The sequence below is a fragment of the Leisingera sp. ABM4_103 genome, assembly GCF_056158685.1.
This window is the reverse complement of record NZ_JBSWTU010000005.1, coordinates 2,532,889-2,546,127: the sequence shown is the minus strand read 5'-3', so window position 1 is coordinate 2,546,127 and position 13,239 is coordinate 2,532,889. Positions and strand designations below refer to the sequence as shown.

The 13,239-nt window shown below is 64.1% G+C and carries 12 protein-coding genes; 6 read left to right on the top strand and 6 right to left on the bottom strand.

Features of this window, described 5'->3' with window-relative positions:
* Nucleotides 1-9 precede the first annotated feature (9 nt).
* On the bottom strand, nucleotides 10-1,167 hold the full coding sequence (locus tag ACXAED_RS14035) for an ABC transporter ATP-binding protein (protein WP_475050777.1): 1,158 nt from the start codon (nucleotides 1,165-1,167) through the stop codon (nucleotides 10-12).
* A 110-nt stretch (nucleotides 1,168-1,277) separates the two neighbouring features.
* On the opposite strand from ACXAED_RS14035, the gene ACXAED_RS14030 reads away from it, so the two are divergent.
* A complete protein-coding gene (locus tag ACXAED_RS14030; RefSeq protein ID WP_475050776.1) occupies nucleotides 1,278-2,141 on the top strand; it encodes a LysR family transcriptional regulator in 864 nt (287 codons plus the stop codon).
* 149 nt (nucleotides 2,142-2,290) lie between these two features.
* Here the strand turns inward: ACXAED_RS14030 and ACXAED_RS14025 are convergent, their stop codons facing one another.
* Nucleotides 2,291-2,809 carry a YHS domain-containing (seleno)protein gene (locus ACXAED_RS14025; RefSeq protein WP_475050775.1) on the bottom strand — a complete coding sequence of 173 codons (519 nt, stop codon included), beginning with the start codon at nucleotides 2,807-2,809 and terminating at the stop codon, nucleotides 2,291-2,293.
* A 273-nt stretch (nucleotides 2,810-3,082) separates the two neighbouring features.
* Between ACXAED_RS14025 and yghU the strand changes: the two genes are divergently transcribed.
* Entirely contained in the window at nucleotides 3,083-3,958 is an 876-nt protein-coding gene (gene yghU, locus ACXAED_RS14020) for a glutathione-dependent disulfide-bond oxidoreductase (RefSeq protein ID WP_475050772.1), read from the top strand.
* Nucleotides 3,959-4,023: 65 nt separating this feature from the next.
* On the opposite strand, the gene ACXAED_RS14015 is transcribed toward yghU, so the two are convergent.
* The 3 genes from ACXAED_RS14015 to ACXAED_RS14005 all read right to left on the bottom strand — a co-directional run bounded on the left by ACXAED_RS14015 (nucleotide 4,024) and on the right by ACXAED_RS14005 (nucleotide 5,937).
* Entirely contained in the window at nucleotides 4,024-4,437 is a 414-nt protein-coding gene (locus ACXAED_RS14015; RefSeq protein ID WP_475050770.1) for an ester cyclase, read from the bottom strand.
* A 94-nt stretch (nucleotides 4,438-4,531) separates the two neighbouring features.
* On the bottom strand, nucleotides 4,532-5,323 hold the full coding sequence (locus tag ACXAED_RS14010; protein ID WP_475050768.1) for an SseB family protein: 792 nt from the start codon (nucleotides 5,321-5,323) through the stop codon (nucleotides 4,532-4,534).
* Nucleotides 5,320-5,937 (bottom strand): uracil-DNA glycosylase family protein, encoded by a 618-nt coding sequence (locus ACXAED_RS14005; RefSeq protein WP_475050766.1) that lies wholly within the window; start codon nucleotides 5,935-5,937, stop codon nucleotides 5,320-5,322. Before ACXAED_RS14005 ends, ACXAED_RS14010 begins: the two co-directional genes overlap by 4 nt.
* Before the next feature lie 240 nt (nucleotides 5,938-6,177).
* Between ACXAED_RS14005 and ACXAED_RS14000 the strand changes: the two genes are divergently transcribed.
* The 4 genes from ACXAED_RS14000 to ACXAED_RS13985 are packed head-to-tail and all read left to right on the top strand — an operon-like array spanning nucleotide 6,178 to nucleotide 10,873.
* The gene (locus ACXAED_RS14000) at nucleotides 6,178-6,837 is read left to right on the top strand and encodes an ABC transporter ATP-binding protein (RefSeq protein WP_475050764.1); all 660 of its coding nucleotides are present in this window, start codon (nucleotides 6,178-6,180) and stop codon (nucleotides 6,835-6,837) included.
* Nucleotides 6,815-8,506 (top strand): KpsE/RkpR family capsule polysaccharide export protein, encoded by a 1,692-nt coding sequence (locus ACXAED_RS13995; RefSeq protein WP_475050761.1) that lies wholly within the window; start codon nucleotides 6,815-6,817, stop codon nucleotides 8,504-8,506. The genes ACXAED_RS14000 and ACXAED_RS13995 overlap by 23 nt, the downstream gene beginning before the upstream one ends.
* Nucleotides 8,507-8,521: 15 nt before the next feature.
* The gene (gene kdsA, locus ACXAED_RS13990) at nucleotides 8,522-9,355 is read left to right on the top strand and encodes a 3-deoxy-8-phosphooctulonate synthase (protein WP_475050759.1); all 834 of its coding nucleotides are present in this window, start codon (nucleotides 8,522-8,524) and stop codon (nucleotides 9,353-9,355) included.
* Between the two features lie 21 nt (nucleotides 9,356-9,376).
* The gene (locus ACXAED_RS13985) at nucleotides 9,377-10,873 is read left to right on the top strand and encodes a phosphomannomutase/phosphoglucomutase (RefSeq protein WP_475050758.1); all 1,497 of its coding nucleotides are present in this window, start codon (nucleotides 9,377-9,379) and stop codon (nucleotides 10,871-10,873) included.
* 213 nt (nucleotides 10,874-11,086) lie between these two features.
* Here the strand turns inward: ACXAED_RS13985 and ACXAED_RS13980 are convergent, their stop codons facing one another.
* The gene (locus ACXAED_RS13980) at nucleotides 11,087-13,003 is read right to left on the bottom strand and encodes an AsmA family protein (protein ID WP_475050755.1); all 1,917 of its coding nucleotides are present in this window, start codon (nucleotides 13,001-13,003) and stop codon (nucleotides 11,087-11,089) included.
* Between the last annotated feature and the right edge of the window lie 236 nt (nucleotides 13,004-13,239).

Below are 13,239 nucleotides of genomic sequence, written 5' to 3'. Positions count from 1 at the left end.
GCTGACATCTCAGGCCACCTCAGAGGTTGCAGCGTTCGGATGACGAAGCCTGCGTACGCGTGCCCCATCCGCATCGAAAACCAGCGCTTTGTCCGCATCAAACGCCAGGGCGACAGGTGCTCCCAGCGCCAAAGCTGCGCGTTGCTCAGGTTCTGCGCGCAGCGTAACGCGCTCCTCCAGGCCCGCGACTTCGACTTGAACGAACAGCTCTGAACCCAGGTTTTCGCTATGAACAACACGGCCGCGGATCGGACTGTCTCCGCTTGTCAGCCGAAGCGCCTCAGGCCGGATACCCAGTGAGCCGACACTTCTGCCCCCGTCGATAACGGCAAGGTCCAAGGCCTGATCCAGCAGGCTCAGCCGTCCGTCAGCTGCGATTTCAAGCGGCAGGATGTTGATTTTTGGAGAGCCGATGAATTCGGCAACCTCGATCCGGTCGGGATCTTCATAGACCACATCAGGTGCTGCACATTGCAGGATGCGCCCGCCCATCATCACCGCGATGCGGTCTGACATCGTCATCGCCTCGACCTGATCATGAGTCACATAGATAAATGTCGCTGCCAGACGGCGGTGCAGCTGCGCGATCTCAGCCCGGGTCTGGACCCGCAGTTTCGCGTCGAGATTGGACAGCGGTTCATCCAGCAAAAACGCGGCAGGCTCCCGCACCAGGGCCCGCCCCAGAGCCACCCGCTGACGCTGGCCACCGGAAAGCTGACCCGGCTTGCGGTCCAGAAGATGCCCGATCTCAAGCATTTCAGCAGCATGGCGAACATCCCGGCCTATACCGCCAGCCACGGTGCGTGCGCCGGGCATAAAGCCGCCGGCAACCGGCAGCCGCTGCAACCCGTTCATGCGCCGCATCCTGAGCGGCACCGCGATGTTTTCGCCCACGCTCAGATGCGGGTAAAGCGCATAGGACTGGAACACCATCGACAGATTGCGGTCCGCCGCGCGTTGGCCTGCAACGGAATGCCCGCCGATCCGGATGACTCCGGCGCATTGGTCTTCCAGTCCGGCGATGATCCGCAGCAGTGTGGACTTGCCGCAGCCTGACGGTCCAACCAGCGAGATAAATTCGCCGTCGGCAATATCAAGGGATACCCCTTTGAGCACCTCGGTCTCGCCAAAGCGCTTGGTTACATTTTTGATGCTCAGCCCTGCCATCCAATTCCTCCATCTGACAGGGGCTGTCTAAGCAGCTGAGCCTTCACTTTTGTGACGTCATATTAGTGAGACTAATGGCGGCTATGGCCTCGCTCAAAAGGAGGCCAAACATGCGCGCCAACCATTACCAGTTTGTTGCCTTTGCCTATGTTGTCCGCGAGGGCAGCTTCTCAGCCGCTGCCGTGCGGCTGGGTGTGACGCAATCAGCCGTGACCCAGCATATCGCCAAACTGGAGAAACAAGTCGGCTCGCAGCTGCTGGTGCGCGGCCGGGATGGCATTTCACTTACCCGGACAGGGCAGGAGTTCTATGGCCTGGCCGACCGTATGGTTGCACTGAATTCCGAAATCAGCGAGCGGCTGGAAGGGTATGAAGCCATGGCCCGCGGCCACATCAAGATTATCGCCAACGCCCCTCTTCCCGCGCTCAAAGCGATCAGCCGGTTCAGGCAAGCCTATCCTGATGTCGAGATCGACTTTGCCCTTTATGGCTGGACAACCGCAATCAGCCTTTTGCAGGAGCGGCGCGCGGATGCCGGCCTGATCACGGATCCGCCGCGCTCTGATGACTGGGTGCGCGTGACGGTGCAAAAGAACCAATACGTGGCCTATCTCCTGCCCGCTTCTCCGCTCGCCGAACGTGACATTCTGAGCTTCGAGGATCTTCAGGGGGAAACCGTCATCCTGCCGGAAACCGGATCTCTGACGGAACGTGTCGTGCGCGAAGCACAACTTAAAAGCGGGGTGCGCTTTCAGCGAACAATAACGATGAGCACATTCCCCTTGATGTGTGAGGCGGTGTTGCAAGGGGCCGGAACAGCGATCTTCCTTGGTAAGAGCGGGTTGATTTCGAGAGGTTTGGCCGAAGTTCCGATTGCTGAACTGACCCAGCAGCACGAAACCGCGATTGTGGCTCCAAAGGACAGAGCAAAACTGCGGCTGGTAAAGGCTTTCATTGGAATTGCCTCCTCCTGACCCCAAGTCGCAATCTGCGCTTCCTAGACGTTCGCACCACGCGCAGCGTTCGCCGCGATGAGCTCAGTACAGGTATTCGCTGCGTTGGCTCTCAATGCCCCCTTTGAGTGTCGTGCAGGCAAAGCCCTCGCCCTGCCTGCATACTCAGATCAGTTCGCGACCGGCCCCTCAGACGTGAACTTCGGGATCACGCTGTCGGAGGCTGCCTTGGGCTCAATCCCCGGCCAGTTGCCTTCGGCCAGGTTGATGTTGCCGGGGATGTCTTCCTCCCAGAAGCCGACAACCACATCGGTGATGTTCAGGTACAGCTTGTCGTCGACGATGCGCCACAGGTTCGGGTTCGCCGGCACCTTGCCGCCCTTGGAGACGCCATAGGCGCAGTGGCCGTCATACTGCGGCGCGTAATAGGCCGGGTTTTCCAGAAACTTGTCGCGGTTTTCCTCGGTCGAGAACGCCCAGGTGGCGCCATTGTAGTCTGCGGTGATATCCGCATGGCCCCGCACCGGCGCGGTCTGCGGCGTGCCCACCGGGTTCATCTCCAAGCTGCGGTAAGCGACCACGTCATAGCCGGACACCGCATAGCCGGTGCCATCGACGTACTGCTCCCCGGCAAAGGCCGGCAGGGCAAAGGACAGTGCTGCCGCAGCAGCAAATGCAAGACGCTTCATGAAATCATCCCTTTCATCGGTGATCGGTTCAAATTGGGTACCGGTCCTCGGCACCAGCCTTGGCACTGACATTACTGCCGCTGCGGCAAATGCGAAGGGGGGCTCACGCCTCTGTGTCCGGGGACGAGAGGATGTGAGCGTTTTGTAAAATTTCCGCGGCCCAGACCTTCCAGTCATTGGAATTTCCGATTTTCCCCTTATCTCTGCCAAAGCCGGCCGCCGCGACCCTGCGGGCGGCCAATGACAGGAAACAATCAGAACAAGGCCCGACAGATGAGCGATACCTCCTACACCCCGCCGAAAGTCTGGAAATGGGAAAAAGGCAACGGCGGCCAGTTTGCCTCCACAAACCGCCCGGTTGCCGGCCCCACCCACGACAAGGAGCTGCCGGTGGGCGAGCACCCCTTCCAGCTCTACTCGCTGGCGACACCGAACGGGGTCAAGGTCACCGTGATGCTGGAGGAGCTTCTGGCGAAGGGCCACAAGGGCGCCGAGTATGACGCCTGGCTGATCGACATCGGCGAGGGCGACCAATTCGGCTCGGGCTTTGTGGAGATCAACCCCAACTCCAAGATCCCGGCGCTGATGGACCGCAGCGGCACTGAGCCGGTGCGGGTGTTCGAGAGCGGCTCGATCCTGGTGCATCTGGCGGAGAAATTCGGAGAATTCCTGCCCAAGGACGGCCCGGCCCGTATCGAGACCTTGAACTGGCTGTTCTGGCAGATGGGCAGCGCGCCCTACCTGGGCGGCGGTTTCGGCCATTTCTACGCCTATGCGCCGGAGAAGTGGCAATACCCGATCGACCGATTTGCAATGGAAACCAAGCGCCAGCTTGACGTGCTGGACCGCCAGCTGGCGGACCGCACCTATATCGCGGGCGAGGACTACACCATCGCCGATATGGCGATCTGGCCGTGGTACGGCCAGCTGGTTCTGGGCCGCCTCTATGACGCCGCCGAATTCCTGGACGCGGAAAGCTATACCAATGTGGTCCGCTGGGCCAAGGCCATCGACGACCGCCCGGCGGTGCAGCGCGGCCGCAAGGTGAACCGCTCCTTCGGCGATCTGCACATGCAGCTGCACGAGCGCCACGACGCCAGCGATTTCGAGACCCGCACCCAGGACAAGCTGGAAGCGGCGGCGGAGTAACCCGCTCCGCCCGCGAAGAGCATCAAGCGCCCGCGGCAACGCGGGCGTTTTTGCTTTTCGCGCTCCTACATCCAGCCCAATTGCGTCAGGGCGTGCACATCATTCCAAACCTTCGTCATATGGCGGATCTTCGGCCCGTCGAAATCCAGCACATAGACATAATCCGAGGCCACTTTCTTGCCCGTCGGCGCGCCGTTTCCGGTATCTGCCGTGTGGGTGCCATGAAAGACGGCAAACAGGATCGCGCGGTTGCTGTCCTCATCCACAGCCAGGGATTTGAACTCGGCATGGGCGTCCGGCATCGGCACGAGCAGCCCCTTGGCCCATTCCGTATAGTCTGCCAGCGTCCTGATGTCCGCCAGCGCGTCCGACTGGACCGCGAAGGTGGCGTCCGGCGTGCACCATTCCTGGCACACATCCCAACCCTTGCCCGCATCACAGGCTTCGCAGAAATCATGTGCGGTCTGTTTGATGGCCATCGTTCTCTCCCTCGCTGCTGGGTCGCCGGGCATGGCGCTTGGCCACGCCCTTGCAGCAGCAGATAAGGCGAAAACGGCCGCGGGCGAGGCCGGGCTACTTGAGGCGCGGCGGTTTATCGGGGTCGCTGCCCGGCGTCACCGGCGAGAACTCCTGCGGCGCTTCCGGCTGCGGCAGGTCAAAGCGCAATCCGGCACGGGCAAGCTTGGCCGCCGCCGGGTCCTCCGCATCGAAAAACGCCACATCCATCGCCCCGGCCTCGATGCCGGAAAAGGTCAGCGCCTCGCCGGCCGCCTTGGCGAGCGAGGCCTGCGCCGCCTCCTTGGCGCCGACAAAGCCCAAGAGATGCCCCTGCCCGCCGTCGGCATAGCGCACACCAGCCAGATAAGCCGCCGCCGCCAGCCCGCCCGCAGTGGCAAGCTTGGCATCCAGTGCCGTCAGCAGCGCCTCCGGCAACCCCTTGGGCGCCGTGAACATCTCCACCGCGGCCTCCACCTCATCCGGCGCGTGGCCCAGCGTCTGGTGCAGCCAGCCAACCGCCTCCGCCGGGATCAGAATGGCCGAGGGCGCCACCTCCAGGTTCAGCCCCAGGCCAATGCCCTGCCCGGCCAGCATCTGCGCAATCACCCGGCCTGACAGCGCCGCGTAAGGCACAGGTTTGCCTGCGAACTGCGCCAGCCGCTCCTCGCGGTCGAACACCAGCACAAAGGCCCCGTCCGGCGTCTCGAACAGCTCCGGCGAGATCTGGTCACCGTCCGCCTCCGCCGCCAGCATCAGGAACAGCTCGCAATCGGCCAGCCGCTCATAGAACCGCAGGCGCGCGGCATCCTCTGCGGGTGCTGCCTCCATCGCGGCATGGGCCAGATCCAGCGGGGTTTCATCTGTCATCGCATCAGCTCCTTCACCCGGGCCTGCAGCACCGGCAGCAGCTCGGCCTCGAACCAGGGGTTTTTCTTCAGCCACCCGGTATTACGCCAGGACGGGTGCGGCAAGGGGAAGACCTGCGGCGCATGATCCCGCCAGCCGCGCACCAGCTCTGTCAGCGGCCCCTTCACCCCCAGGTGATAACGCTGCGCATGGGCCCCGACCAGCACCCTGAGCTGCACATCCGGCAGATGGTCCATCACTTGATGGTGCCAGGTCTTGCCGCAGATGGCAGGCGGCGGCAGGTCGGCTTTCTTGTCGTTATAGCCGGGAAAGCAAAAGCCCATCGGCACCACCGCGACCTGGTCCTTGTCATAGAACTCCGCCTCCGTCAGTCCCAGCCAGGCCCGCAGCCGGTCGCCGGAGGGGTCGGTAAACGGCCTGCCGCTTTCATGCACCCGCGCCCCTGGCGCCTGGCCTGCGATCAGGATGCGGGCGGTGGGGCGGAACCAGACCACCGGACGGGGGGCGTGCGCAGTTGCGGTGGCGGCAAAGCGGTCGGCACAGAGCCGGCAGTTGCGAATCTGCGCCTTAAGCTCCCCGCTGCCGCTCATTGTTTCGCGCCTGGAAACAGCCATCCACCGCTCCGCTTGTCCGGTTTGCCCTTAAAGACCCGCCCGGAACACCCGCTGACGGCTCAATTCGTTAAAACTTCGTTGAACATCTATGACACAATTCGACATAATAAGGTCAAATTCGCCACCTATGCCATTAACACTCTTTTGATAGGAAGAAGACGCGGGCACGCAAGAAAGCCTGCGCAGGACGAGGCAGATTGAGCCGGCCGCAGGGCCGCACGGGCAGTACCGGAACAAGCAATGCTTGAGTTTGAAAACGTCAGCAAGTCCTTCTGGACGGGAACCCAGCGCAAGGTGATCCTTGACCGCGTGTCGTTCCGCGTCGAGCCGGGCAAATCGCTGGGCGTTCTGGCCCCGAACGGCACTGGCAAGACCACGCTGATCAACATGATGGCCGGGCTGGAAAAGCCGGATGAGGGCGAGATCCGCCGCAACTGCAAGATTTCCTTTCCGCTGGGCTTCATGGGCGGGGTCATCAGCCGCCTGTCGGCGATGGAAAACAGCCGCTACATTGCCAAGCTTTACGGCCTGGACCCGGATTACGTGGAGGCCTATTGCCGCTGGCTGTGCGGCCTCAAGGAGTATTTCGACCAGCCGATCGGCACCTATTCGGCGGGGATGCGGGCGCGGTTCAGCTTTTCGCTGATGCTGGCGCTGGATTTCGACATCTACCTGATCGACGAAGGCATGCCGAGCACCACCGACGTGGAGTTCAACCGCAAGGCCGGCGAGATCCTGCAGGAGCGCTTGCAGACCACCACCATTATCATCGTCTCGCACCAGGCCAAGACGCTGGAGAAATTTGCCCGTTCCGCGGCTGTCCTGCTGCAGGGACAGCTGCATATGTTTGACACTTTAGAAGAAGCGAAACAGCTCTATGACTACGAAACCGAGAGCTAAGAAGTTCCGCATCCGCCGCAGCACTGCGGCGGCCGGGGCCCGCGATGCCAGCGCCCCGCCGGCGGCGCCGGGCGCTGCTGCAGCGGCCGGGCAGCCCCAGCCGGGCCAGCAGGCTGCCGCCGCCTCTGCCGTCCGGCCCGCGGCGGCCTCCTCTGCGCCAGCCAAGAACACCGCGACGGGCGGCACGCCGCTCTCCGGCATGGTCAGTTCCGCGCGCGAAACCAAACTGGAAACCGATATTGATGCGATCCGCCGCGAAGGGCTGACCGGCCGACAGCTGCGTCTGGCCCGGCGCATGGCGCAAAAGCACAACCTGCCCGCCACCTCGGATTTTGAGGCGGTGCGGATGCTGCGCGAGCGCGGCATCGACCCGTTCCAGCGCACCAATATGCTGGAACTGGTGGTCCCCCAGAACAAGTCGCAGCCCGCAGGCACCCCGCCCGCGCCGGGCTCTGTGCAGCTGCCGCAGACCGTGCCCGCCGCCAACACCACCCTGCCCTCGAGCGAGCTCAGCCCGGCTGAGCGGCGCAACCGCGAAATTCAGGAAATTCAGCGCGATATCGCGCGGCGCCGCCGCCGCAAGCTGTCGCTGCTGGCGGCGCGGCTGGCGTTCTTCGTGCTGCTGCCGACACTGGCCGCGGGCTATTACTTCTATTCGGTGGCCACGCCGATGTATTCGTCGAAATCGGAATTCCTGGTGCTCAAGGCCGACAGCGCGGCCGGAGGCGTCGGCGGGCTGCTGTCCGGCACCCAGTTCGCCACCAGCCAGGATTCCATCGCGGTGCAAAGCTACCTGATGTCCAAGGAGGCGATGCTGCGGCTGGACCGGGAGGCGGGCTTCAAGGCGCATTTCACGCAAGACTGGCTGGACCCGATCCAACGGCTGGAGAGCGCCCCCACCAACGAGGAGGCCTATGCCACCTACAGCCGCAACGTGAAAATCGGCTATGACCCGACCGAGGGCGTGGTGCGGATGGAAGTGTCCGCCGCCGACCCCGAAGCTGCAGCGGAGTTTTCGCGCAAGCTGATTTCCTATGCCCAGGAAAAGGTGAACAACCTGTCGCAGCAGAAACGCGCGGACCAGATGTCCGAAGCGGAAACAGCCCTTGCAGATGCAGAGGCCCAGCGCCGCGCCGCGCAGCAGCGGCTGGTGGTGCTGCAGCAGCAAGGTTCCGTGCTGGACCCTGAGGGCGTGGTCGCCTCCCTGCGCCAGCAGATCAGCACCTTTGAAATCCAGCTGGAGGAGAAGCGGCTGGAACTGGCCGCCCTGCAGGACAACGCCCGCCCCAACCGGGCCAAGGTCAGCGGCGCGGAGGCCGACATCCGGCGGCTGGAAGCGGTGATTACCAGCCTCAACAACCGGATGGTCGATGCCTCGGCCGGCGAAAACTCGCTTGCCAACCTGCGCATCCAGATCCAGATGGCCCAGGCCGACCTCGCCACCCGCGACCTGATGCTGCAATCGGCCTTGCAGCAAGTGGAAACCACCCGGCTGGAGGCCAACCGCCAGGTCCGGTACCTGACCACCGCGGTGGAGCCAGTGCCCAGCGACGAACCCTCCTATCCGCGCAAGTTCGAGAATACCGTTTTGGCATTCCTGATCTTTTCCGGTATCTACCTGATGTGTTCGCTCACCGCGTCCATCCTGCGGGAGCAGGTGTCATCGTAAAGCCATCGGGTACCCATGAAAAACATCGATATCGTCGGCCTCACCATCGGCAATGACCGTCCGCTGACCATCATTGCCGGCCCCTGCCAGCTGGAAACCGCGGACCACGCCCGGATGATCGCAGGCGCCCTCAAGGAGGCCTGCGAGAAGGCAGGCGCCCAATTCGTGTTCAAGGCCTCCTATGACAAGGCCAACCGCACCTCGCTCTCCGGCAAGCGCGGGCTTGGCATCGACGAGGGGCTGAAGGTGCTGGACACCATCCGCAGCGAATTCGGCGTGCCGGTGCTGACCGACGTGCACACGGAGGCGCAATGCGCGGTGGCGGCGGAGGCCGTGGACATCCTGCAGATCCCCGCCTTCCTGTGCCGCCAGACCGACATGCTGCTGGCCGCAGGCAACACCGGCAAGGCCGTCAACATCAAAAAGGGCCAGTTCCTGGCGCCCTGGGACATGGCCAATGTGGTCGCCAAGGTCGAAAGCACCGGCAACCAGAACATCCTGCTGACCGAACGCGGCACCTCCTTCGGCTACAACACGCTTGTGGCCGACATGCGCTCGCTGCCGCAGATGGCGCAGGGCGGCTACCCGGTGGTGATGGACGCCACCCATTCCGTCCAGCAGCCCGGCGGCAAAGGCGGCTCCACCGGCGGCCAGCGCGAATTTGCCCCGCTGATGGCGCGGGCGGCGGTGTCGCTCGGCATCGCCTCCGTCTTCATCGAGACCCACCAGGACCCCGACAACGCGCCCTCTGACGGGCCGAACATGATTTACCTTGACCAGATGCCGCAGCTGATCGAAAGCCTGATGCGCTTTGATGCGCTGGCCAAGGCCGACCCCATCCGTATTTGATCCAGTAAAGAGATTTCAGACATGACCAAACCGCAGCCTGAGGTGACCCCGAACACCTGGAGCTTTCTGCGTGACGCGATGATCAAGCCCACCGGCTTTCGCGAATATGACGCCCGCTGGAAGTACCCGGAGGAGATCAACCTCCCCGGCATGACCGCCCTTGGCCTCGGCCTTGGCACCCAGATGCGCAAGCGCGGCATCGAGCCGGTGATTGCCGTCGGCAACGACTACCGCGACTATTCGCTGGCGATCAAGAACGCCCTGATCCTCGGCCTGATGCAGGCCGGCATCCAGGTCAAGGACATTGGCCCGGCACTGTCGCCGATGGCCTATTTCGCCCAGTTCCATCTGGATGTGCCCGCGGTCGCCATGGTCACCGCTTCGCACAACCCCAACGGCTGGACCGGCGTCAAGATGGGCTTTGACCGCCCGCTGACCCACGGCCCGGACGAGATGGCAGAGCTGCGCGATATCGTTCTGAACGGCGAAGGCCAGCCCGCCCCTGGCGGCTCCTACGAGTTCGTGGAGGGCGTCAAGGAAGCTTATCTCGACGATCTGGCCGGCGATTTCAAAATGTCCCGCCCGCTCAAGGTGGTCTGCGCCACCGGCAACGGCACTGCCTCGGCCTTTGCGCCGGAGCTGTTCAAGCGCATCGGCGTCGAAGTGGTGGAGAGCCACAACGAGCTGGACTACACCTTCCCGCACTACAACCCGAACCCCGAAGCCATGGAAATGCTGCACGACATGTCTGCCAGCGTGAAGGCCTCCGGCGCCGACCTGGCGCTTGGCTTTGACGGCGACGGCGACCGCTGCGGCGTGGTCGATGACGAGGGCGAGGAGATCTTTGCCGACAAGGTGGGCGTGATCATGGCCCGCGACCTGTCCAAGCTCTATCCGAACTCCACGTTTGTGGCGGATGTGAAATCCACCGGCCTGTTTGCCTCCGATCCCGAACTTCAGAAAAACGGCGTCACCGCCGACTACTGGAAGACCGGCCACAGCCACATGAAGCGGCGGGTCAAGGAAATCGGCGCCCTGGCGGGGTTCGAGAAGTCCGGCCACTACTTCCTGGCCGAACCGGTTGGCCGCGGCTATGACTGCGGCATGCGGGTGGCGGTTGAGGTCTGCAAGATGCTGGACCGCAACCCGGATCAGTCGATGTCCGATCTGCGCAAGGCGCTGCCCAAGACCTGGTCCACCCCGACCATGTCGCCCTACTGTGCCGACACCGAGAAATACGCCGTGCTGGAGCGGCTGGTGCAGAAGCTGGTGGCCAAGCACGAAGCGGGCGAACAGCTGGCAGGCCGCGCAATCAAGGAAGTCGTCACTGTGAACGGCGCCCGGGTGATCCTGGACAACGGCTCCTGGGGTCTGGTGCGGGCGTCATCCAACACCCCGAACCTGGTGGTGGTCTGCGAAAGCTCCGAGAGCGAAGCCGAGATGCGGGCGATCTTTGCCGACATCGACGCGGTGATCCGCACCGAGCCGCTGGTGGGCGATTACGACCAGACCATCTGAGTTCGGCGCAAATGAGGGGTTTCGCCTGCTTCGCAGGCGATCCGCGCCCGCCTTCGGCGGGCGCTTTTTCTTTTTACTGAGAAGCGATTTAAGCGCAGGTCTGCCCTTGAATGCGCCCATTCGAGTGTAATGCGCCTGCGGCCGCGTCAAGGACACGCCGGGCTGTGCCCGGGGGCCTTCGGCCCTCCTTGACCCGGCGTCCGGCTGGGGCGCTCAGTTGCCGCCGAGCAGTTTCAGCAGCTGGTCGCGGGCTTCCTGCTCGATCCGCTGTTTCAGCAGGTCGTTCAGATCCTGCTCGGGTGCGGTTTCCGGGGTCAGGTTCAGCTCCTCGCTGATCTTCTGGCGCACCCGGTCCTTGGCGCTTTGCTCCACCTCATCCACCCGCGTCTGCAGCGCCTGGCTCAGATCCGGGCGGATGTGCGGATCTTCCCACGGACCGGTGATCCGCACCGGAATGGTCAGCACCTGATCGCTTCCCGCCCGCACCAGCTGCGGTGTGAACAGATAGTCGATGTCGCGCGCACCCAGCCCTATCCGCCCTTTGCCATCGGCGCGGAAACCCTTGAGCAGCACCAAAAGGTCCTGGTTTCTGAGGTTGCCGCCCTCGATCGTGTAGCTTGCGGTCAGCTGGTCGAACACGGTGCTGCCGCCATTGCCGCCGGAGCGCATCAGCTGTTCCAGGTCAAAGCCGGTAAAGAACCCCTTGCCCGCTTCCAGCCAGCCCTTGCCGCTCAGCGACCGCATGATCGCGGCCACCGAATTGCCGGAGCCGAGGAACTCCAGCCCGCCCAGCGCCTCGCCGTTCAGGCGGCTGTAGCCCGCGGTCTCGCCCAGGGCGCGCTCCAGCCGGATACCGGTGAACGTGAGGTTTCCGCCAACCGACAGGCCGTCGCGGTTGTTCGCCACCACCTGCCCCTGCACCTGGCCGCCGAACATCGATGCCGGCAGGAATTTCACCACCGCACGCTCGCGCTCGAGGCTCAGGTTCAGCTGGCTTGGCCCCAGTTTGACACTGCCGGTATCAAGGCTGTCAAAGGTCAGATCCACCCCGGCATCAGCCAGCCCCAGCGCCGAGGCGTCGATGCGCTGCTTCGGCCAGCCGTCCGCCGCCGCGCCGCGGCTGTCCGGCCCGCCAGCCCCCCCGAGGCCGGCGAAATCGAGCGCCCCGCCCTGCAACTGGGCAGTGATCTGCGGGCGCCCGGCAAACTCCACATCCGCTGCGCCCGTCAGTTTGTTCTTGCCCAGCTCCACCGCCAAATCGCGCATCGAGAGGCGCCCGTCCGCGGTATAGGTCACATCGGCGCCAAGCACCGCCTTCTGCGCCAGCGCGTCGGGCAGGAACACCCCCAGCGCCAGCCCGGTCTGCAAGGCATCCTCAGCCCCGAAAGTCAGCCGCCCGCTGGCCTCGCCATTGATACCCGCGTGGCCATCAAACCGCCCCTTGCCGCCGGGCGCCGTCACCGTGGCGCCGACCGAGGACACCTCGCCCGCGAGGAAGGCAGCAAAGGTGCCGATCTCCGCGTCGATCTCCACCGGCTCGCCCGCCGGGCGCAGCGTGAACTTGGCGTTCACCGTGCCGTCAAGCTCCGGCCACATCAGGCTGAGGTCGGCGTTCTTCATCTCCACCGGCTCTTCCCCATGCGCCGTGTAGCGCACGGAGGCCCCCGTCAGCTCCACCGCCTCGATCCGCAACGGCTGCCCGGCGCTGCCCGCGGACCCGGTGCCGCCCGTGGCCGCCGCCCCGCCGCTGCCAAAGACCCAGTTGCCAACACCGTCCGCGTTGGTGGCCAGGTTCAGATGCGGCAGGATGGCAGAGACTTCGGTGACCCGCACATTGCCCTGCAGCAGATCCGCCGCCGCAACGCCGATGGTCACCCGCTCCGCCCGCAGCATCGGCTCCGGCCCGGCCCAGTCCGCATTGGACAGCGTCACCGCATCCGCCTTGACCCCCAGCGTCGGCCAGAAGGTAAAGCTCACCTTGCCGCCAAGCCCCAGCTGCCGCCCGGTCTGCGCCTCCAGCTGATCGGCGGCCAGCCGCGCGACCTTCTCGCCCGGCAGCAGCAAGATCAGCCCCGCCAGCAGCACCACCGTCAGAACCAGCGCCATCACGACCCGGATTATCAGCTTCATCGGCCCACTCCTCATGCCTTGTCCCCCTGTTTCCCGAGGGTCTTTTCCCCAGCTTACCTTTTGCGGAGAGGTGCGCAATGCAGGAAGCCCCCTGCCAACATAAAGCGTCATCACAATGCAGCAGGGGCCGCGAGGACAGGCTTCAGCCAGGCTTCGGGATGACAAGGGCCAGCGCTTCAACCTCGTCACGCATCAATCGCTCTCGTCATGCAAATCGCTTTTGCCGCAGGCTAAGG

Coding starts and splice junctions, on each gene's coding strand:
- ACXAED_RS14035 (WP_475050777.1), bottom strand. CDS start 1,167: ATGGCAGGGCTGAGCATCAAAAATGTAACCAAGCGCTTTGGCGAGACC.
- ACXAED_RS14030 (WP_475050776.1), top strand. CDS start 1,278: ATGCGCGCCAACCATTACCAGTTTGTTGCCTTTGCCTATGTTGTCCGC.
- ACXAED_RS14025 (WP_475050775.1), bottom strand. CDS start 2,809: ATGAAGCGTCTTGCATTTGCTGCTGCGGCAGCACTGTCCTTTGCCCTG.
- yghU (WP_475050772.1), top strand. CDS start 3,083: ATGAGCGATACCTCCTACACCCCGCCGAAAGTCTGGAAATGGGAAAAA.
- ACXAED_RS14015 (WP_475050770.1), bottom strand. CDS start 4,437: ATGGCCATCAAACAGACCGCACATGATTTCTGCGAAGCCTGTGATGCG.
- ACXAED_RS14010 (WP_475050768.1), bottom strand. CDS start 5,323: ATGACAGATGAAACCCCGCTGGATCTGGCCCATGCCGCGATGGAGGCA.
- ACXAED_RS14005 (WP_475050766.1), bottom strand. CDS start 5,937: ATGGCTGTTTCCAGGCGCGAAACAATGAGCGGCAGCGGGGAGCTTAAG.
- ACXAED_RS14000 (WP_475050764.1), top strand. CDS start 6,178: ATGCTTGAGTTTGAAAACGTCAGCAAGTCCTTCTGGACGGGAACCCAG.
- ACXAED_RS13995 (WP_475050761.1), top strand. CDS start 6,815: ATGACTACGAAACCGAGAGCTAAGAAGTTCCGCATCCGCCGCAGCACT.
- kdsA (WP_475050759.1), top strand. CDS start 8,522: ATGAAAAACATCGATATCGTCGGCCTCACCATCGGCAATGACCGTCCG.
- ACXAED_RS13985 (WP_475050758.1), top strand. CDS start 9,377: ATGACCAAACCGCAGCCTGAGGTGACCCCGAACACCTGGAGCTTTCTG.
- ACXAED_RS13980 (WP_475050755.1), bottom strand. CDS start 13,003: ATGAAGCTGATAATCCGGGTCGTGATGGCGCTGGTTCTGACGGTGGTG.